Here is a 17,806-nt window from a genome sequence, read left to right as displayed (position 1 = left end):
CGCACCCTACAGCACTCAGTGGACGCTGGCTGGCTGCGGTTGTTGGGCAATACTTCTGCCCCCCAGACCCTGAACGGCGGTATCCTGCAAGCCAAGGAATCTCCGGTTTGGAGGCATCAGCCGCACCGCCAGGGCAACAACCAGCGGCAACCAGCTTCATCTGGCAGCTGAGACCGGTTATGATTTTAAGGCGGGAGCTGTCATCGCCGGCCCGAAGCTGTCGCTGCACTATGTTGATCTCCAGACCCGCACATTTACCGAAAGTATTGCCGGGGCCCTGAATCTTACCGTGGCCCGACAGTCGGCGGCGTCACTGCAGACCGGATTGGGAGGACGTCTGGCCTACACTACCAAAATCGGCTCCGTGCCCCTGACGCCCCAAGTATATGCCGTCTGGCAGCATGAATATTCCGACCGCAGCCGGGGATTGAATGCCAGCCTGGCCCAGAGTAGTGTCCCTTTCATTTTTCGGACTGACGCTCCCCAACGGGACTTCGCCGTCCTCGGGGTGGAGGTGGCGGCCCGTTGTTCCAAGCGATTCACCGCCAGGGTCGGCTACAATGCCGAAGTCGGTCGGGGAGGCAGTTTTTATCAGGGGGTAACGGCAGGACTGCGGGTGGAGTTTTAAGGAACCGGCAGGTCTATTGTCTCTTAAATTGGCATGTTCTGGTAATCACAACAAAGCATGAAAACAGAACCGTGGCGGCTGTTCACAATCATATTTTTTCTGCCCACCGCCCACTGTTCTCATACAAATTTCTTCTCATCGCTCATGTTAAACACAAACGGCGGCCATGGGCCGCCCTATCCTTGCCTGGCCTCGCCGTGCCAAGCAGATGTTAAACATAAGCGGTGGCCATGGGCCGCCCTATCCTTGCTGTTCTCATACAAATTTCTTCTCATCGCTCATGTTAAACATAAGCGGTGGCCATGGGCTGCCCTATCCCATTATCGATAATTTATTGGCAACTTACTCATAGGGCGGGCCGCGCCCGCCGTCTTTAAGAGCACTGTTTTCAGATATGAGGTTCCAGTTTCCCCTTAATTTAGCGCTACAGCGCCCGCCGTCTTTCCGCAACAAGCAACAGGACGGCGGAGGCGTTCATGGCCCCGCTCAACAGCAGGGCCTGGGCCGGTCCAAAACAGGGAATCACCAGGAGGCTCATACCCAGGGTTCCCAAGGTGGCCCCTGCCAGATCAACCGCATATAATCGTCCGGCCCCCAGGGACAGTTTCACCCCGTGCCTCTGGCTGAGTTCCGCCTGGCTGGCGAAGACGGCTCCGCTCAGCAGACCGGCACCGAACAGGAGACCGACAAAAATAGCCTGGCCCCAGCCATCCTGCCGTAGCGGGGCAAACGCCACCAGAGCCGGTAAGCCCAGACCCAAGGTAGTCAGGAATACGCCCAAACCAGCCTGATTGAGGATCGCCAGCCGCCAGGCCGAGGCACCCAGGGCCAACCGCTGTCCGGCCTGGTATGACCCTCCGGCCAGCCCTCCCATAAAGGCCGCTAGCAGGAGACTGATCTGACCGTAAAGATATCCGAGGGTTATTTGGAACAGGATCAAAACAACTAATTCCATTCCCATAGCAGTCAATCCCATGACCAGAACGCTATAGAGATAGACTCCCTGTCTGCTCTGCCGGCCCGCGATTCGCAGCCTGCCCCAACCGCCCAGGGTAATCAGTCCGACCCCGGCGTAAAGCCACCAGACGCCGTGCTGTTTTAGCCACAGCAGCACTTCGGGGAGCGGACCTGGCTCTTCCATCCCGCCGAGAGCCAATTGGTACAAGAGACCTGCCGGTTTGAGATCGGTATTTATCTCCGGCGGGACCATCTGCAGCATCCGGTTGGCGTAGGCCCTTCGGGCAGGAGAGAGGTTGGCGCGCAGATAATAATCCCGCACAAAAAACAGCTCCAGTCCCCTGGCCTGTCGGCGGGATAACAAGACCTCCGGATCAGAGGTCAGGTTATGCGACTGAGGGGAGGCAAAGAAGCGCCAGGTGCGACCCGGCAGCACAATGACTTCCGGGAAGACCTGACCCAGGGTGGCGGCGGAGAGAGCCAGGTATCTCGTGCGCAGCGGGCTCAGGCTGGTCTCGGAGCCGGTAAGCCCGAAGCTGAAGACCCCCTGCGGCGTCAGCCGCTCCTTCACCGCCTGAAAAAATTCCAGGCTGTAAAAACGGTTTAAGAGAGCGTTCTTGGGTTCGGGCAGGGCCATAATGATGACGTCGTAGAGGCTCTGACCCCGTTGCAGGAAACGTCGGCCATCCTCATAGATAACCCGCAGCCGCCGGTCCTGGCGGGGTTGTAAAACCGCCCCCGGCAGCATCTGACTGGCCAAGGCGATGAGTTGGGGATCAAGTTCAACGTAATCCACCTGAGAAAGGCCGGGAGTTTTGAGTATCTCTGAGGTCAAACCGGCCACGCCACCGCCCACGAGCAGCACCCGGACGGGGGCGGGATGCTGCAGCAGGGCGTAATGCACCTGCTCCTCCGCCGTCTCGGGATCGGGATAACTGAAAAACCACAGGCCATTAGCGCTGAAGCTGATCTGTTCGGCCTCTTGAGTGGCGCTCCAGAGACTGTAAGGAGTTTCCACTACCGCCCGGACGGTTCGATGCGGCCATTGCCACCTGCGACTGGCCCGGTCCAGATGCCAGGCGGCGACCACAGCTCCTCCAGCCAAGACTACCGCTATGAGCGTCAGCAGATGGCGGTCTCGCCGGTAGGTAGAATAAGACCAGGCCAGGATGGAGAGTACTACGGCCAACGCCGCCCCGAGGGCCAGTTTGAGGCTTCCCACCCGCCCCAGCAGCAGCACCTGCAAGATGATCCCGCCTAGACACATACCCAGGGAGTCCAACCCATACACCCGACCCACCAGACCGGCAGACCCGCCCGCCCCTTCCTGCCACTTGCAGGCCAGTGGGAAGAACAGACCTGACAGGAAGCAGTAGAACAGGCATAAGACTACAAACCATAGACCAAGGCTTGCCGGTGAGAGGGTTACTCCCGAGGTCCAACCCATGATAGTCGGCAGCGCCCGGCAGGCGATCATCGTGAGGGGTAGACTGGCGCTCAACCCGAACAGCAGCCAGATCAGTACGCCTGAGGATATCTGTCTGCCGGCAGCTAACCACCCACCGGCGAGGCTCCCTAAACCGGTCCAGACCAGCCAGGCCCACAGGCCTAAACCGAGGTACAATTCATTCCCCTGGGCCAGGGTCAGAAATTCCCGCAGGATGATAACCTGAGCCGCCAATGAAAGCGCGCCCCACCAGATGATCAGGCTGGCACCCGTAAGAGGCTTACTCAATCTGATAGCGCTTTAACTTCTCCCGCAGGGTCTTGCGGTCGATGCCCAAGAGCCGGGCGGTGTCGCTACGCCGGCCCTCGCATTGTTGAAGGATACGCAGTATGTGATCTCGCTCCATGTCCTTGAGGCTGATGGCCTCACTGCCGGGCTGCGGGCCGAATTCGACTCCGGAAAAGGCCAGGTCGGCCAATTCCAGATAGGGACCGACGCTGAAGACCACCAACCGCTCTATGGTATTCTCCAGTTCCCGGACGTTTCCCGGCCAATTATACTCCAGCATCAACTCCAGGGCTTCAGGGGTAAAACCCTGCACGCTCTTTTTCAGGCGCCGATTATATTTATCAAGGAAATATCCGATCAGAGGTGTAATATCACTTTTCCGCCGGCGAAGTGGGGGGATATGAATGGAGACGACGTTCAGCCGGTAAAACAGGTCTTCGCGAAAAATCCCGGTCCGAATCGCTTGAGATAAATCACGGTTGGTGGCAGCGATGATCCTCACATCAACGCTAATGACCCGGTGGCTGCCGACCCGGGAGATCTTGAGCTCCTGCACCGCACGCAGGAGTTTGGCCTGCACCTCCAGACTGATATTGCTGACCTCGTCAAAAAACAGGGTGCCGCCTTGGGCCAGTTCAAATTTGCCGATCTTGTTGGAGTTGGCGCCGGTGAAAGCACCTTTGACATGTCCAAAAAGTTCGCTCTCGAATAGGGTCTCTACCAGGGCGCCGCAGTCCACAGTGATGAAGGGCTGCTGCCGCCGATCGCTCAGGGCATGAATTTTCTGGGCAATCAAACCTTTGCCGGTACCGGATTCGCCGGTGATCAAAACAGTACTGTCACTGAGGGCCACCCGCTGCGCCATTTCCATAACCCGGGCCATGGCCTCACTTTCATGGACAATCCGTAGCCCGTCACTCTCATCTTTTCTGACTACCGGGGTTTCGCCTTCCCGCTGCTTCACCAAAGCCCGTTTCACCACTTGACGCAAGTCGTCCGGAGTAAATGGCTTCGGCAAAAAATCAAAGGCACCTAACTTGATGGTCTCCACGGCGGAGGCGATAGTGCCATAGCCGGTAATGATGACAACCTGCACCTGCGGATCTAGGACCTTGATCTGTTTGAGCACCTCGACCCCATTCTGATCCGGCATCACCAGGTCCAGCAAGACCAGGTCAAAAGAAGCTTTTTCCAACAGGGCTAAACCAAGGTGGCCATTGCTGGCAACCTCGACCTCATAGCCTAAGCGGGAGAGAATCTGGTGACAGGCATCCCGCATGGCTTTATCGTCGTCGATAATCAGGGCCTTAATCGTGGAAGTAGCCATAGGAACAACAGTCTTTTCGAAGTTGCTTAATTTCTCTAATTTATCGGCACCTTATCGGATTGGTTGCGTCTATCTGCCGCTTTTCTTAGGTTCCCGGATAGATTTTTCTAGTATAATGAACTAAAATCGAAATTGCACTTTTTTTCTCAAAACCCGGGACCGATATTTTAGGCATTGTTTCAATATCAATAAATAATCGCTGCATTATTGTATGATGGCTCACCTCAGCCCGAGAAAAATCCGCCTAGACCGATTGTTGGTAGAACGCGGACTGGCAGCGGCGCGGGAGCGCGCCCGCGCCCTGATCCTGGCCAACCAGGTGTTGGTCAATGGCGCGCCGGTTTCCAAGGCGGGCGCTCTGATTCCGGACGATGCTGCGGTCGCCTTGAAGTCCCCTGATCAACCCTATGTCAGTCGCGGCGGGGTCAAACTGGCGGCCGCCCTGGACCATTTCCAGCTTCAGGTGACCGGCCTCACGGTTCTTGATGTGGGCGCCTCCACCGGAGGGTTCACCGACTGTCTGCTGCAGCATGGCGCCATCCGAGTCTATGCCGTGGACGTCGGCTATGGCCAGCTTGCCTGGCGGCTTCGGCAGGACCCGCGAGTCATAGTGCTGGAGCGCACGAACATCCGCCATCTCTCCCGCCCGGCAATCCCCGAGGCTGTGGATTTCATTGTTATCGACGTTTCGTTTATCTCCCTTAAGCTTGTCCTGCCCTGCGTTTTGCCATTCCTGCGCCCTGGCGGCGGTATTGTGGCATTGGTAAAACCGCAGTTTGAGGTTGGCAAGGGGCAGGTCGGCAAAGGCGGGGTCGTGCGGGATACGCAACTGCAACTCCAGACCGTAGCTGAAATTCAACGATGCGCCCAGACCCTTGGCCTTGAAAATCTGGGAGTGGTTCCATCCCCCATTCTCGGCCCCAAGGGCAATCTGGAGTATTTAGTATATTTAAAGTTGGCTGGTGGACAGTGCCCGCCCAACCCCGAACCTTGAACTTTCGAGAATACATACCATGACAATAGAGAATTCTGATTTGGCAACGCCTGCCTATCACACCCTCGAAGGTGAGGCGGTACTCCAGCTCCTCAATTCGAGTGCCCAGGGGCTATCCGGGGAAGAGGTTCTGACCCGCCAGGAAGCGTTCGGTCCGAACGAACTGGCGGCGGGGAAGAAAATTTCCCCGTTTCTCATTCTGCTACGTCAGTTCCAGAACCTGCTTATGGTCATTCTGCTTGTTGCCGCAGCGATTTCTTTCCTGTTGGGTGAGCACCTGGACTCTCTGGTTATCCTGGCCATTGTCCTGGCCTGCGTCATCTTGGGATTCTTTCAGGAGTACCGAGCCGAAAAGGCCGCCGCCGCCCTGCAACGGCTGGCCGCACCCCACGCCGCCGTTTTGCGGGATGGTGAAGAGGTAGTGGTAACGGTGAGCGAGATTGTTCCGGGTGACATCCTGCTTGTTCACACCGGTGACCGTATTGCGGCTGACGCCCGGCTCCTGGAGACGGTCAACCTTATGGTGGATGAGGCCATTCTCACCGGCGAATCAACCCCGGTGGCCAAATCCGAAGCGGTGCTGCCAGCACCGGATATCCCCATCGCCGATCGGCTCAACATGATTTTTGGCGGCTCCGTAGCAACCTATGGCCGCGGCGTCGCCGTGGTCACCGCCACCGGCATGAACACTGAATTCGGCCGTATCGCTCAGATGCTGGGGGAGGTACGCGCCGAACCAACACCCCTGGAAAAGCGGATTTCGCTTATCGGCCGGGTGCTCAGCCTCATCTGTCTGGCCGTGGCAATCGGAGCAGTGCTGATGGGTATTGTTAAAGGCTACGGTTGGCTAGCCATGCTTATCTGGGGTATCAGCCTGGCCGTGGCCTCGGTGCCGGAATCTCTCCCTGCCGTCGTCACCGGAGCGCTCTCCATCGGGGCCACCCGCATGGCCAGACGCCAGGCCATCGTCAAACGCCTCCCCGCGGTGGAAACCATGGGCTGTACTACCGTTATCTGTACTGACAAAACCGGCACCCTGACCAAAAACGAGATGACGGTACGCCGTCTTTACCTCGAGCATCGCCGGGTCACTGTCACCGGCTCCGGCTATGAACCCAAGGGTGACTTTCATACGGCCGACCATGAGATTCTTACCCTCGCCAATCCGGTACTGCATACTGCCGCCCGCATCTCGTTGCTGTGCAACGACGCCACTCTCAAACAGGAGGAAGGCGCCTGGCGGCTGCGCGGGGACCCCACCGAGGGCGCCCTGCTGACCATGGGTTTGAAAGCCGGCCTGGATTACCCCCACCTGATACAAGAACATCCACGGCTGGGCGAAGTTCCCTTTGACTCCAAACGCAAGCGCATGAGCACGATTCATCAGGACACCGCGGGCCCGGTCATGTATCTTAAAGGCGCTCCGGAAAACCTGCTGCCGTTTTGTGTCCGGCAATTGACTACTCAGGGGGAAAAACCTTTTGAGGAAGCGGATCGCGAGGATATTCTGGCGGAAAATTCCCGCCTGGCCGGATCAGCCCTGCGGGTCCTGGGGCTGGCTTATCGACGCCTGTCTGACCGGCCGGAGCTGACCCCGGAATCTGAGGAGACCGATCTGGTCTGGGTCGGGCTGGTAGGCATGATGGATCCTCCCCGTCCCGAAGCCAAGGAGGCCGTCAGCCGCTGCCGCCGGGCGGGCATTAAGGTGATCATGGTCACTGGAGACCATCCTCAGACCGCCGGTGCCATAGCCAACGACCTGGGTCTCATGAAAAAAAGCGGTGCGGGACAAACCGTCCTCTGCGGCCAAGAGGTCAATCAATTGAATGATGAGGAGCTTCTCGCCACGGTGGAGCACACGGCGGTTTTTGCCCGAGTCGCCCCGGAGCATAAGCTGCGTCTGGTGGAGGTCTTGAAACGCAAAGGTGAAATCGTGGCCATGACCGGCGATGGGGTTAATGATGCTCCGGCCCTCAAACGCGCCGATATCGGCGTCGCCATGGGCATCACCGGTACTGAGGTCACCAAGGAGACCGCAGCGATGATTCTGGCGGACGACAATTTCGCCACCCTGGTGGCCGCAGTTGAGGAAGGCCGGGCCATCTTCGATAATATCAAAAAGTATCTGGTGTTTCTGCTGAGCTGTAATCTGGGTGAGATAATCATACTCACCGGGGCCTTTTTCCTCGGGCTGCCGATGCCTTTGATAGCACTACAGATACTGTGGGTCAACCTCACTACCGACGGCCTGCCAGCCCTGGCCCTGGGAATTGATCCCAAGGCGCCGGACATCATGTCCCGCCCCCCCCGACCATTGACCGAGGGGGTTTTCACCAACACGGTTAATACCCTGCTGGCGGTAATCGCCGGTTATAAAACCCTCATCATCCTACCATTGTTTGCCTACTATTACCTCTATAATCCAACCGGCGCCACCGATTCCGAACAGATTCTGCCGCACGCCCAGACCATGGTATTCGTCACTCTGGTGCTGGCCGAATTGGTCAACGCCTTTAACTGCCGCTCCAGCCGCCTGTCTCTGTTCACCGTCGGCCCCTTTGCCAACCGTTTCCTGATCGCCGCGGTCATCATCTCCTTGGCAATGACCGTGGGGGTAGTGCAATGTACCCCCTTAGCCACGCTCTTCCATACGACTCCCTTGGACTGGCATGATTGGCTGCTGGCCGGCGGCCTCAGCCTCAGTCTGATCCCGGTGGTGGAATTAACTAAGCTGGCTCTCCGACGGCGGGCTCAATAAGCTCCTCGAGATTATCATCAAATCCCAGAAAATTAGACACCCGGTGAATGAATCCGATGATTAAAGCCGAAAAAACCAAACCGCTCAGGACAAATGCGGAATTCGCCGGATCAACCCACCTTTGCCTAGGGCGAATACAAGATTCGCCCCTACAGGCGAGCCTGCCGGGGTTGCAGTGTTGTAGGGCGGGAATCGCAGATCGGCGTAAGCCAAAGCGAAGCGCATGCCGCCTTCTGGAATGGTCCGACACCAATTTTCATGGTTCGCGGGTGACCGATAGGCAATGCCAATCAGTCAGAAATGGGCGAGCCTTTCAATGATTCCAAGACCTCTCCTATATCCTCTGGCATATCGAGGTCTTTGGGGACTGGGCGGCGGATTTTTTGGACAAACTCCTGATCTTCTACCTCATGGTGTTCCGGGACGACGGCCAGCAGGTAGGCCCTATCAGAGGGGCGGCGGTCGAAGCGGTGCACCACCAGTTCCACCTCCTCCCATTCCTGGGTGGCGGCCAGAATGGCGCGAGCCAGGTGTAGGGCCTCTTCTCGGGAAAGTCTGACCCCCATGGTTTTCAGTTCCCGATAAGCGGCCTCGCTCTCTTGCGGAAACACCTGCTGACAGCGGACATGCATGTCGATAGTGAGGCTGGACAAAGTTTTTTTCGGCATGTATTCCACCTCCTTATTTCAGGAGTTTGCAGTCTTCTCTTTATTAAGGTGCAGGGGCAGGTTACCCCGCCCCTAGCAGCGGGTTACTTTTACAACGCCTTGGTTACCGCCCTGCCCTTTTCCTTGATGACTGCGTGTGCCGCCGCCATCCGGGCAATGGGAATGCGCATGGGGGAACAGGAAACGTAATTCAGGCCGACCTGGTGGCAGAATTCGATGGCCTGTGGTTGGCCGCCGTGCTCACCACAGATGCCCACCTTGAGATTCGGGCGGGTCTGGCGGCCTTCCTTGACGGCCAACTCCATCAGGCGTCCTACTCCCATGACGTCCAGGATTTCAAAAGGATTGTCTCTCAGGATGCCTTCGGTATTATAGATCGGCAGGAACTTATTCTCGGCGTCTTCCCGGGAGAATGAGAAGGTGGCCTGGGACAGGTCGTTGGTGCCGAAGGAGAAGAATTCAGCGATTTCGGCAATCCGCCCCGCCCGCAGGCAGGCCCGGACGACTTCTATCATAGTACCGAACTTATGAGGAATCTTGACGTTGTAACGTTTTTCAACCTCGCCGTGAATGCGCACGGCCCGCTCTTTCACCCACTCGAGTTCCTTGGCAGTGCAAACCTGAGGAATCATGACTTCGGCGCGGGCGTCGATTTTATCCCGTAAAGCCAAGGCGGTGGCTTCGAAGATGGCCTGAAGCTGCATATCATAGATTTCCGGGAAGGAGATGCCGCAGCGGATGCCGCGGTTTCCCAACATGGGATTGACTTCGGTGAGCACCCGTACCCGGCGCAGGACTTCTTCCTTCTGCTTCAACAGCTTCTGGTCCAATTTTTTCGTTTTATATTCGCTAAACTCCCGAGTCATGGTCTCAATGCTGGGCATCAGCTTATAGAGCTCGGGATCGATCATCATGGCCGTTCCCGGCAGCTGCTCCAGGGAGTACATGACCTGGCTGAATTCCTTCAGGCGGCTGATATCGTTGAGCAGTTCCTCGATGGTGGGCAGAAATTCGTGCAACGGCGGGTCCAAGAGGCGGATGGTGACCGGCAGTCCGTCCATAGCCTTGAAGATATCGTAAAAGTCCTGCCGCTGCATGGGAAGCAGCTTGTCACACCAGCGCTTGCGCTCGTCCGGGGTGTTGGCCAGGATCATGCTGCGCACCAAGGGCAGGCGGTCGGCTTCATTGAACATCCGCTCGGTGCGGCACAGACCGATGCCTTTGGCCCCGTGTTCCCGAGCCTTGGCGGCCATCTCCGGGGTATCGGCGTTGGCCCAGACCTCCAAACGGGAGATTTTGTCGGCCCACTGCAGCAGCATGACCAGATCGTCGCTGACTTTGGGGTCTACCATAGGCACGGCGCCCAGATATACGGCCCCGGCGCCGCCATCGATGGTGACAATATCGCCTTCCTTGATAATATGCTTGCCGATGCGGGCCTCTTTGAGTTCATAATTAATGTCCATGCCCTCCGCTCCGGAGACGCAGGGTTTGCCCATGCCTCGGGCCACCACGGCGGCGTGGGAGGTCTTGCCGCCCCGGCTGGTGAGAATACCCTGCGCCGCGAAAAAGCCGTGGATGTCTTCCGGCTTGGTCTCAATGCGGGTCAGAATGATCTTCTCGCCCTCATTGCCCAAGCGTTCGGCCCGGTCGGCATCAAAGACCACCTTGCCGACGGCGGCGCCGGGGGAAGCTGCAATGCCCACGGCGATCGGCTCTACTTTGGCATCCGGGTCGATCCGGCGGTGCAGGAACTGTTCCAGGAAATCCGGCGGAATTCTGAGCAGCGCCTCCTCTTCATTGATAAGGCCTTCCTTTACCAGGTCCACCGAGGTCTTGCATAAGGCCCAGGCGTTCATCTTGCCGTTGCGGGTCTGCAGCATATAGAGCTTGCCCCGCTCGATGGTAAATTCGAAATCCTGGATTTCCCGGTAATGCTGTTCCAAGGTGTGCCGCAGTTGCTCCAATTGCTTATATATCTCCGGCATGTCGGTGCGCAGCTCCCGCAGGGGCCGCGGGGTGCGGATACCGGCCACCACGTCCTCGCCCTGGGCGTTTACCAGGTAGTCGCCGTAGAGGATATTCTCTCCGGTTCCCGGATCGCGGGTAAAGCCTACGCCGGTGGCCGAATCCGTGCCCATGTTGCCGAAAACCATGGTGCAGATGTTTACTGCCGTGCCATAGGCCATATCCGGGGTAATGTTAAACTGGCGCCGGTAGTCCACCGCCCGCTTGCCGGTCCAGGACTTGAAAACCCCGTCTACCGCCATCACCAACTGGGCCCAGGGATCTTGCGGAAAGGGTTTCCCGGTTTTCTGCTTGATCAGCTCCTTGAACCGGTCGCAGACCTCGGCCAGGGCCTTGGCATTAAGTTCCGTGTCTACATGGGCGTGATATTTACCCTTAATTTCTTCAAATATTTTGTCGAAATGTTCGTCCTGAATGCCCAGGCCGATCTTGCCGAACAGTTGCAGAAAGCGGCGGTAGGCATCATAGACAAACCGTTCGTTTTGAGTCAGTTTAATAAAGCCGGGAACCGTCTCGTCGTTTAACCCCAGATTTAAGATGGTATCCATCATACCCGGCATGGACAGCGCGGAACCGGAGCGCACTGAAATGAGCAGGGGGTTTTCCGGGTTACCGAAGCCCTTGTCCGTCTTTTTCTCCAAGGCCTCCATATATTCGTGCACTTCATCCATCAGGCCTTCGGGGAACTGGCCGCCTGACTCCAGGTAATCCACATTGGCCTTCGTGGTTATGACAAAACCCGGAGGCACCGGCAGGCCGATCTGCGTCATGGTGCAAAGACCCGCCCCTTTGCCGCCTAATAAGTGTTTATTTTTCCCGTCTCCCTCTTCAAAAGCGTAACAGTAGCGCTCTGGTGCCATGGATTCTCCTCCCTTATAAAAAATAGCCGTTTCCTGCCTTACGGCCACGGAATATAAGATTTTCGGCAAGGTAAGCTTAAAAATAATATAAATGACGGGAAAAATCTACTAGATATTTAACATTGGCTCCGGTAAGAGACTTTATTTCAAATATTTGGTTTTTTTTCATGAAATTTGCCACAATTAGTATTATAAATAAAAGATAAATCAGCTTTCAGCCAAAACCATATTTTAAAGTGTAAGTCCACAAGCTCGGTAGATATTTATAATTTTCTATCATATTGGTTTACCTTAATAATTTAACCGCTGAGGGCATGCTGAAAAACTACTTCATTGGACCTTTCAATCTGACCCGATAAAAATGGCCATAGATACTAACATATATTGGAAGAATACCCGCGTCCTGGTAACCGGCGCCGGCGGTTTTATCGGCAGCCACCTGACAGAATCATTGCTCCAACTCGGGGCCCAGGTCAGGGCCTTGGTACATTATAACTCCCGCAGCGACTGGGGCTTGCTGGAATTGATCCATCCGGATCTGAGAGGGCAACTAGAAGTAATGGCGGGAGATATTATCGATCCATTTTGCGCTTTCCGGGCCATGGCCGATTGTGAGATCGTCTTCCATCTGGCCGCCTTAATCGCTATCCCTTATTCTTATATCGCTCCGGCCAACTATGTGACCGTTAATTGTGGCGGCACCTTAAATCTGTTGGAGGCCGCCCGTCAGCACCGGGTCCGGCGTTTTGTCCATACCTCCACCAGCGAAACCTATGGCACCGCCCGATATACTCCCATCGACGAGGAGCACCCATTGAAGGGCCAATCCCCATATTCGGCTAGTAAAATAGGGGCGGATAAATTGGCGGAAAGCTACTTCCTCTCTTTCGGAACGCCGGTGTCAACAATCAGGCCTTTTAACACCTACGGTCCCCGACAGTCGGCCCGGGCGGTCATACCCACCATTATCTCTCAGGGGCTCTCCGGCAATATTATCCGTCTAGGAAGCCTAACGCCGTTGCGCGATCTCAACTTTGTCTCCGATACCGTTGCCGGTTTTCTCAAAGTAGCAGAATCCGACGCGGCGGTGGGGCAGGTCATCAATGTCGGCTCCGGAAAATCAGTTTCTATCGGCCAACTGGCCTACATGATTATTACCCTGTTGGGCGGCAATAAAGAGATTATCTGTGAAGACCAGCGCGTCCGCCCCGAGGCCAGCGAGGTTATGGAACTTCTTTGTGATTACAGTAAGGCCAAGGCATTACTAGACTGGGAGCCAATGATTAGCCTGGAAGAAGGCCTTAGCCACACCATCGCTTTTATTCGGGAGAATCTGGGACAATATAAACCGTATTTATACAACGTCTGAGCAGTAACCACTGCCGGTAATTTTACTTTATAGAAGATAATTCCTATGAATCCATGGAAAGTCCCCCTGGCTGATGTTACCTTAGGTCCCGAGGAAATTGCCGCCGTCACCGAAGTCTTACAATCTGGCTGGCTTTCGATGGGCCCCCGCACTCAGGAATTCGAAGAACGCTTTGCCACCTTTCTGGGCATCAAACACGCTTTTGCTGTGGCTAATTGCACTGCCGCGCTGCATCTGGCCGGCGAAGTTGTGGGTCTTCAAACCGGTGATGAGGTCCTCTGTCCGGCCTTAACCTTTGTGGCCACCGCCAACGCCATCCTCTACACCGGAGCCCAACCGGTTTTTGTGGATATCAACGGACCCCATGATTTGAACATCTCGCCTGGGGATGCCGCCGCCAAAATTACCCCTCGCACCAGGGCATTGATGGTAGTCCACTACGCCGGCTACCCCTGCGATATGGACTCCCTAGTTGAATTGGCCAAACAGCACAACCTCAAGATTATCGAAGATTGTGCCCACGCCCCAGGAGCAGTTTATCAATCGGCAGCCGGTCCTCAAAAAGCCGGAACCATCGGAAATATCGGCTGTTTTAGCTTTTTTTCGAATAAAAATATGACCACCGGCGAAGGTGGGATGCTTGTCACTAACGACGATGAACTGGCAGCTAAGATAAAGGTGGCCCGCTCTCACGGCATGACCACTTTAACATGGGACCGGCATAAAGGACATAGCTTCAGCTACGACGTTATAGCTCGAGGCTACAACTTTCGGTTAGATGAAATACGGGCTGCCCTGGGAATTGTCCAACTGGAGAGGCTGGTAGCGGGAAACGCGAGGAGACGGGAATTAACCTTGGCTTATCAGGAAAAATTGCGGGAGTTGGAACAATTGGAACTCCCTTTTCTCCGGGCGCCGGTTGGTTCTACCCATCATATCTTCCCTGTATTGTTAAATAAAGAAATCAATCGGTTCGAACTCATGACCGCCCTGGCTCAAGCAGGAATTCAGACCAGCATACATTATCCTCCGGTGCACCGTTTTACCCACTATCGCCACCTGTTGGGGGAAAACTTTGACCACCGCCTGCCTCTCACCGAAGACGCCGCGGCTCGTGAGCTTACTCTGCCACTCTATCCGGCGCTATCCAGCACCCAACTCGAAATAGTAACCGAGACAATTCGAAACTTTCTCACCTCCGGTCGTTTTCATCGCATCTAATTTTTGCTAATTTTCATAAATTGTACGTAACCTACAAACCATGAAAACAATCTTGCAGCGATTTGATGGCTTCGATCTGTTCAACCCGGAACTTGAAATTTGAAACTCATTTTCTTGATAGGATCATCACGATATTTTCAATATTGGGAAGATTATCAAAAAACTGCTAGAGGCTCTTGCATAACTATTGTTATGGGGTTATTGTCATTCTGAACGTAGCGAAGAATCTAATGTTTTTATAGGCTTAAGATCCTTCACATCGTTCAGGATGACAAAGACAACTGTTTTGCAAAAAGCTCAGATTAAAAAATATAATGAAAAGGATCCCATAGGAAGGAGATCCAGCCGGCCAGGATCATATTGCCTTCCACCAGACTTTCCAGCAGCAGGCCGGATTCCAGGTAGCCCCGGCGGTAAAGGGTCAGGTAGCCGAGGGCGTAGGCCCCGCAGCCGAGCAGGGCGTAGCCCAAGGTCGGCAGGACGCCCATGAGGCTGCCACCGGCCATGACTGCCAGCAGCAGTCCGGTTGACAGGTAAAGCATCTTAAACGTATTCTCTTTCCCCAAAGCTACCGCCAGGGTTTCCTTACCGACGACCCGGTCACCCTCCAGGGCTTGAATTTCGAAAAAGCCTGACCGGATAAACACCAGGCCGGCCACAAACAGGAAGGCAAAAGCCGTAGCCGGGGTAAGGCTGCGCTCCGAACAGATGACGGGGATCAAGGCCGCCAGGACCCCCCAGGCGATCGAGGTGAAGATGGCCTTAGAACCCGGAATCTCCTTCAAGCGATGAAATTTCATTAGAGAAGCCAGACGGGACGGGAAGATGTTAATGGTATACATCAGACCCAACACACTCATGATGAGGATAAAGACAAAGGCCAGGGGGGTCAGGGCCAGACCCAGGAGCAGTGCCAGGATTCCCGAAGCAACTCCGGAAATAAGCAGAAAACGGCGGTGGCGGCCGTAGAACCGGGTCTGCACCGGATCGTTCAGTCTGCTGGCGGCGTCGGTAAAATTGTTCAAGATATGCATGGCATAAATGTAACAAAAGGCCACAAAAAAATAGCGCCAGAGCGGTTCAACGGTCTGCAGGAGAGAAGAACTATAACTCAAACAGCCGGCCCCCAGGGCGACGTATAAGTTGGACTTCACCAGGAAACGCCAGAGACGCTGCCAGAGTTGGGCCACAAAACCATGCCGCGTGGCCCAGTCGTGCTTCAACATGGAGACAACGTTGCTGATCAGCCAATGGGGGGTGGAGGCGCCGGCGGTCACTCCCACCGTCTTAAACTGCTGCATTTCCTCCATGTCTAGTTCCTGTTCAGTTTCCACATGATAGGTCGGCGTCCCGGTAGCCCGGGCAATTTCCACCAACCGCTGGGTATTGCCGCTGCTCCGGCCACCGACAACTACGACCGCCTCCACCTCTCTCGCCAGTTTTTGAACCTCGGCCTGGCGGTTGGCCGTAGCGTCGCAGATAGTATTATAGACCTGCACTTCCGCAAATCTGGCCTTGATTTCCGCTACCCGCCTGGTAAAAACATCTTCGCTCTGAGTGGTTTGGGCCACCACGATAACCCGCGCCAACTCCGGCAGCCGGGCAACGTCATCTGAAGTCACGACTACCCGCCCGCGACCCTCGGTATATCCCATCAGACCCAGGACCTCGGGATGGTCCTCGTCGCCCACAATGATGGCGTCGTAGCCCCGTTGGGCCCACCGGCGAAGAATAGCGTGTACCTTAGCCACCTTGGGACAGGTGGCATCGATGATCTGGCAGCCGGCCGCCTTGAGCAGTTCCAGCTCTTGAGGAGGAATACCGTGGGCCCGGATGACTACCACGGAACCTGAGTCCGGCGTGGCGTTCTTCAAGATGCCAATGCCCCGTTCCTCCAGCAACTCCAAAACCTGGGGGTTATGGATCAGGGGACCATAAGTGTAAATGCTTCCGGACTTGCGGTTTATGGCCTGCAAGACCAATTCCATAGCCCGTTTGACGCCCATACAGAAGCCGGCTGTGCGGGCAAGAATGACTTTCAAGGAAGTGAACTCCTCTGGTAGGTTTCTGGTTTTTGGTTAGAATACTACAGTAATAGTAATTGCTTTTCCTGCTCACGGCTCACTGTTTTTATATAAGTGCACATGTTCTGCCGAACACAACGAAGCATAAAAACAGAATCGTGGCGGCTGCTCACAATAATGTTTTTGCGGCTCACGGCTCACGGCTCACGGCTCACTGTTTTTATATAAGTGTCAGGGTCTACCACCGGAATTTTTAAATCAACGGCCCTGAATAGCTTGACAAGTTTTTCCTATCCCGTCAAGATATCATCGCCGACAGCAAGCTTAACGCAAACCGCTTGCTAATCTGTCAGGAACCGTCGGTTATTTCTACAGAGGTTTAGATGTCTGAGTCCACTCCTTCTTTTGTAAGCCTGCTCTGGGGTACATTATTCCTGCGACCTTACGTCTTTATTTTTCTGGCGGCCTATCTCTGTCTGGCCACGCGCCATCTGGGTCTCGGGCCGACTCTGCTGTACCTGCTTCTCGGCTACGGCATTGCCTGGACGTCGGAATTCTGCTCTATTCACACCGGCATTCCGTACGGGTTATATATGTATATTCCGGCGACTCACAGCCAGGAACTCTGGGTTCTGGGAGTGCCCTTGATGGACTCCCTGTCATACGTCTTCCTATCTTACGCCAGTTACAGCCTGGCTTTGTTTTTGCTGGCCCCCCTACCACGTTCGCCCGTCTCGGGACATCCCGTCAACACCGGCAGGTATAATCTGGCAACCCTGCTTTTGGCGGTGGTGCTCTTTGTAACCCTGGATATCATCATCGATCCATTGGCGCTGCGCGGCTATCGCTGGTTTCTGGGGCAGATCTACGGGTATCCGGAAGCGGGCATTTATTTTGGCATCCCCTTGAGCAATTTTGTCGGCTGGTTTGTCGTCGGGTTGGTGATGGTCGCGGTCCTCCAACGCCTCAGCCACTGGTCTGTGCCGTTTCCGTGGCTGTCCTGGGGGCAAAGCCGGTCCACCAATGATGGCTATCTGGGCGCCGGGCTGTATCTTGGAATTCTGCTGTTTAACCTGATCCTGACATTTTATATCGGAGAGACCCTCTTGGGACTGGTAGGGCTTTTTATTTACCTGCCGTTCACCACTCTTGCAATACTAGTGCGCTGTCACCCAGGGTTCAAAGCGAACTAGAGCAGGGTCGGCGCCGTCCAGCAGGCTCATTTCTCATTATGTGC

The 17,806-nt window shown here is 55.5% G+C and carries 12 protein-coding genes; 6 read left to right on the top strand and 6 right to left on the bottom strand.

Annotated elements, in window-relative coordinates:
* Nucleotides 1-15: 15 nt before the first annotated feature.
* A complete protein-coding gene (locus tag DESAC_RS16755; protein WP_258164928.1) occupies nucleotides 16-150 on the bottom strand; it encodes a hypothetical protein in 135 nt (44 codons plus the stop codon).
* Between DESAC_RS16755 and DESAC_RS05710 the strand changes: the two genes are divergently transcribed.
* Entirely contained in the window at nucleotides 116-628 is a 513-nt protein-coding gene (locus DESAC_RS05710) for an autotransporter outer membrane beta-barrel domain-containing protein (protein WP_083800220.1), read from the top strand. The two genes, DESAC_RS16755 and DESAC_RS05710, sit on opposite strands and share 35 nt — an antisense overlap.
* 424 nt (nucleotides 629-1,052) lie before the next feature.
* On the opposite strand, the gene DESAC_RS05705 is transcribed toward DESAC_RS05710, so the two are convergent.
* Both DESAC_RS05705 and DESAC_RS05700 read right to left on the bottom strand, forming a co-directional pair.
* The gene (locus tag DESAC_RS05705; RefSeq protein ID WP_013706124.1) at nucleotides 1,053-3,320 is read right to left on the bottom strand and encodes a fused MFS/spermidine synthase; all 2,268 of its coding nucleotides are present in this window, start codon (nucleotides 3,318-3,320) and stop codon (nucleotides 1,053-1,055) included.
* Nucleotides 3,313-4,647: a sigma-54-dependent transcriptional regulator gene (locus DESAC_RS05700; protein ID WP_013706123.1), complete on the bottom strand. Its 1,335-nt coding sequence runs from the start codon at nucleotides 4,645-4,647 to the stop codon at nucleotides 3,313-3,315. Before DESAC_RS05700 ends, DESAC_RS05705 begins: the two co-directional genes overlap by 8 nt.
* Nucleotides 4,648-4,858: 211 nt before the next feature.
* Between DESAC_RS05700 and DESAC_RS05695 the strand changes: the two genes are divergently transcribed.
* Together DESAC_RS05695 and DESAC_RS05690 are read left to right on the top strand one after the other, a co-directional pair.
* The gene (locus DESAC_RS05695; RefSeq protein WP_013706122.1) at nucleotides 4,859-5,641 is read left to right on the top strand and encodes a TlyA family RNA methyltransferase; all 783 of its coding nucleotides are present in this window, start codon (nucleotides 4,859-4,861) and stop codon (nucleotides 5,639-5,641) included.
* A gap of 19 nt (nucleotides 5,642-5,660) precedes the next feature.
* Entirely contained in the window at nucleotides 5,661-8,399 is a 2,739-nt protein-coding gene (locus tag DESAC_RS05690) for a cation-translocating P-type ATPase (RefSeq protein WP_013706121.1), read from the top strand.
* A 290-nt stretch (nucleotides 8,400-8,689) separates the two neighbouring features.
* Here DESAC_RS05690 and DESAC_RS05685 read toward each other — a convergent pair whose 3' ends face one another.
* Nucleotides 8,690-9,067, bottom strand: coding sequence for a hypothetical protein (locus tag DESAC_RS05685; protein WP_013706120.1), 378 nt, complete (start codon nucleotides 9,065-9,067; stop codon nucleotides 8,690-8,692).
* 89 nt (nucleotides 9,068-9,156) lie between these two features.
* On the bottom strand, nucleotides 9,157-11,955 hold the full coding sequence (gene ppdK, locus DESAC_RS05680) for a pyruvate, phosphate dikinase (protein ID WP_013706119.1): 2,799 nt from the start codon (nucleotides 11,953-11,955) through the stop codon (nucleotides 9,157-9,159).
* 361 nt (nucleotides 11,956-12,316) lie between these two features.
* On the opposite strand from ppdK, the gene DESAC_RS05675 reads away from it, so the two are divergent.
* The gene (locus tag DESAC_RS05675) at nucleotides 12,317-13,324 is read left to right on the top strand and encodes a GDP-mannose 4,6-dehydratase (protein ID WP_013706118.1); all 1,008 of its coding nucleotides are present in this window, start codon (nucleotides 12,317-12,319) and stop codon (nucleotides 13,322-13,324) included.
* Nucleotides 13,325-13,369: 45 nt separating this feature from the next.
* Complete coding sequence (locus DESAC_RS05670) at nucleotides 13,370-14,545, top strand: DegT/DnrJ/EryC1/StrS family aminotransferase (protein ID WP_013706117.1); 1,176 nt, start codon at nucleotides 13,370-13,372, stop codon at nucleotides 14,543-14,545.
* 302 nt (nucleotides 14,546-14,847) lie between these two features.
* Here the strand turns inward: DESAC_RS05670 and ispH are convergent, their stop codons facing one another.
* Nucleotides 14,848-16,587 carry a 4-hydroxy-3-methylbut-2-enyl diphosphate reductase gene (ispH, locus tag DESAC_RS16240; protein WP_013706116.1) on the bottom strand — a complete coding sequence of 580 codons (1,740 nt, stop codon included), beginning with the start codon at nucleotides 16,585-16,587 and terminating at the stop codon, nucleotides 14,848-14,850.
* A gap of 365 nt (nucleotides 16,588-16,952) precedes the next feature.
* On the opposite strand from ispH, the gene DESAC_RS05660 reads away from it, so the two are divergent.
* Entirely contained in the window at nucleotides 16,953-17,762 is an 810-nt protein-coding gene (locus DESAC_RS05660; RefSeq protein WP_013706115.1) for a carotenoid biosynthesis protein, read from the top strand.
* Nucleotides 17,763-17,806 lie beyond the last annotated feature (44 nt).

This window comes from Desulfobacca acetoxidans DSM 11109, from assembly GCF_000195295.1.
In the GTDB taxonomy this organism is placed as follows: domain Bacteria; phylum Desulfobacterota; class Desulfobaccia; order Desulfobaccales; family Desulfobaccaceae; genus Desulfobacca; species Desulfobacca acetoxidans.
This window is presented reverse-complemented; position numbering and strand designations above follow the sequence as displayed.

Bases quoted from the DNA above. Each gene is read 5' to 3' on its own strand.
- DESAC_RS05700 (WP_013706123.1), bottom strand. From the start codon at position 4,647: ATGGCTACTTCCACGATTAAGGCCCTGATTATCGACGACGATAAAGCC.
- DESAC_RS05695 (WP_013706122.1), top strand. From the start codon at position 4,859: ATGATGGCTCACCTCAGCCCGAGAAAAATCCGCCTAGACCGATTGTTG.
- DESAC_RS05690 (WP_013706121.1), top strand. From the start codon at position 5,661: ATGACAATAGAGAATTCTGATTTGGCAACGCCTGCCTATCACACCCTC.
- DESAC_RS05685 (WP_013706120.1), bottom strand. From the start codon at position 9,067: ATGCCGAAAAAAACTTTGTCCAGCCTCACTATCGACATGCATGTCCGC.
- ppdK (WP_013706119.1), bottom strand. From the start codon at position 11,955: ATGGCACCAGAGCGCTACTGTTACGCTTTTGAAGAGGGAGACGGGAAA.
- DESAC_RS05675 (WP_013706118.1), top strand. From the start codon at position 12,317: ATGGCCATAGATACTAACATATATTGGAAGAATACCCGCGTCCTGGTA.
- DESAC_RS05670 (WP_013706117.1), top strand. From the start codon at position 13,370: ATGAATCCATGGAAAGTCCCCCTGGCTGATGTTACCTTAGGTCCCGAG.
- DESAC_RS05660 (WP_013706115.1), top strand. From the start codon at position 16,953: ATGTCTGAGTCCACTCCTTCTTTTGTAAGCCTGCTCTGGGGTACATTA.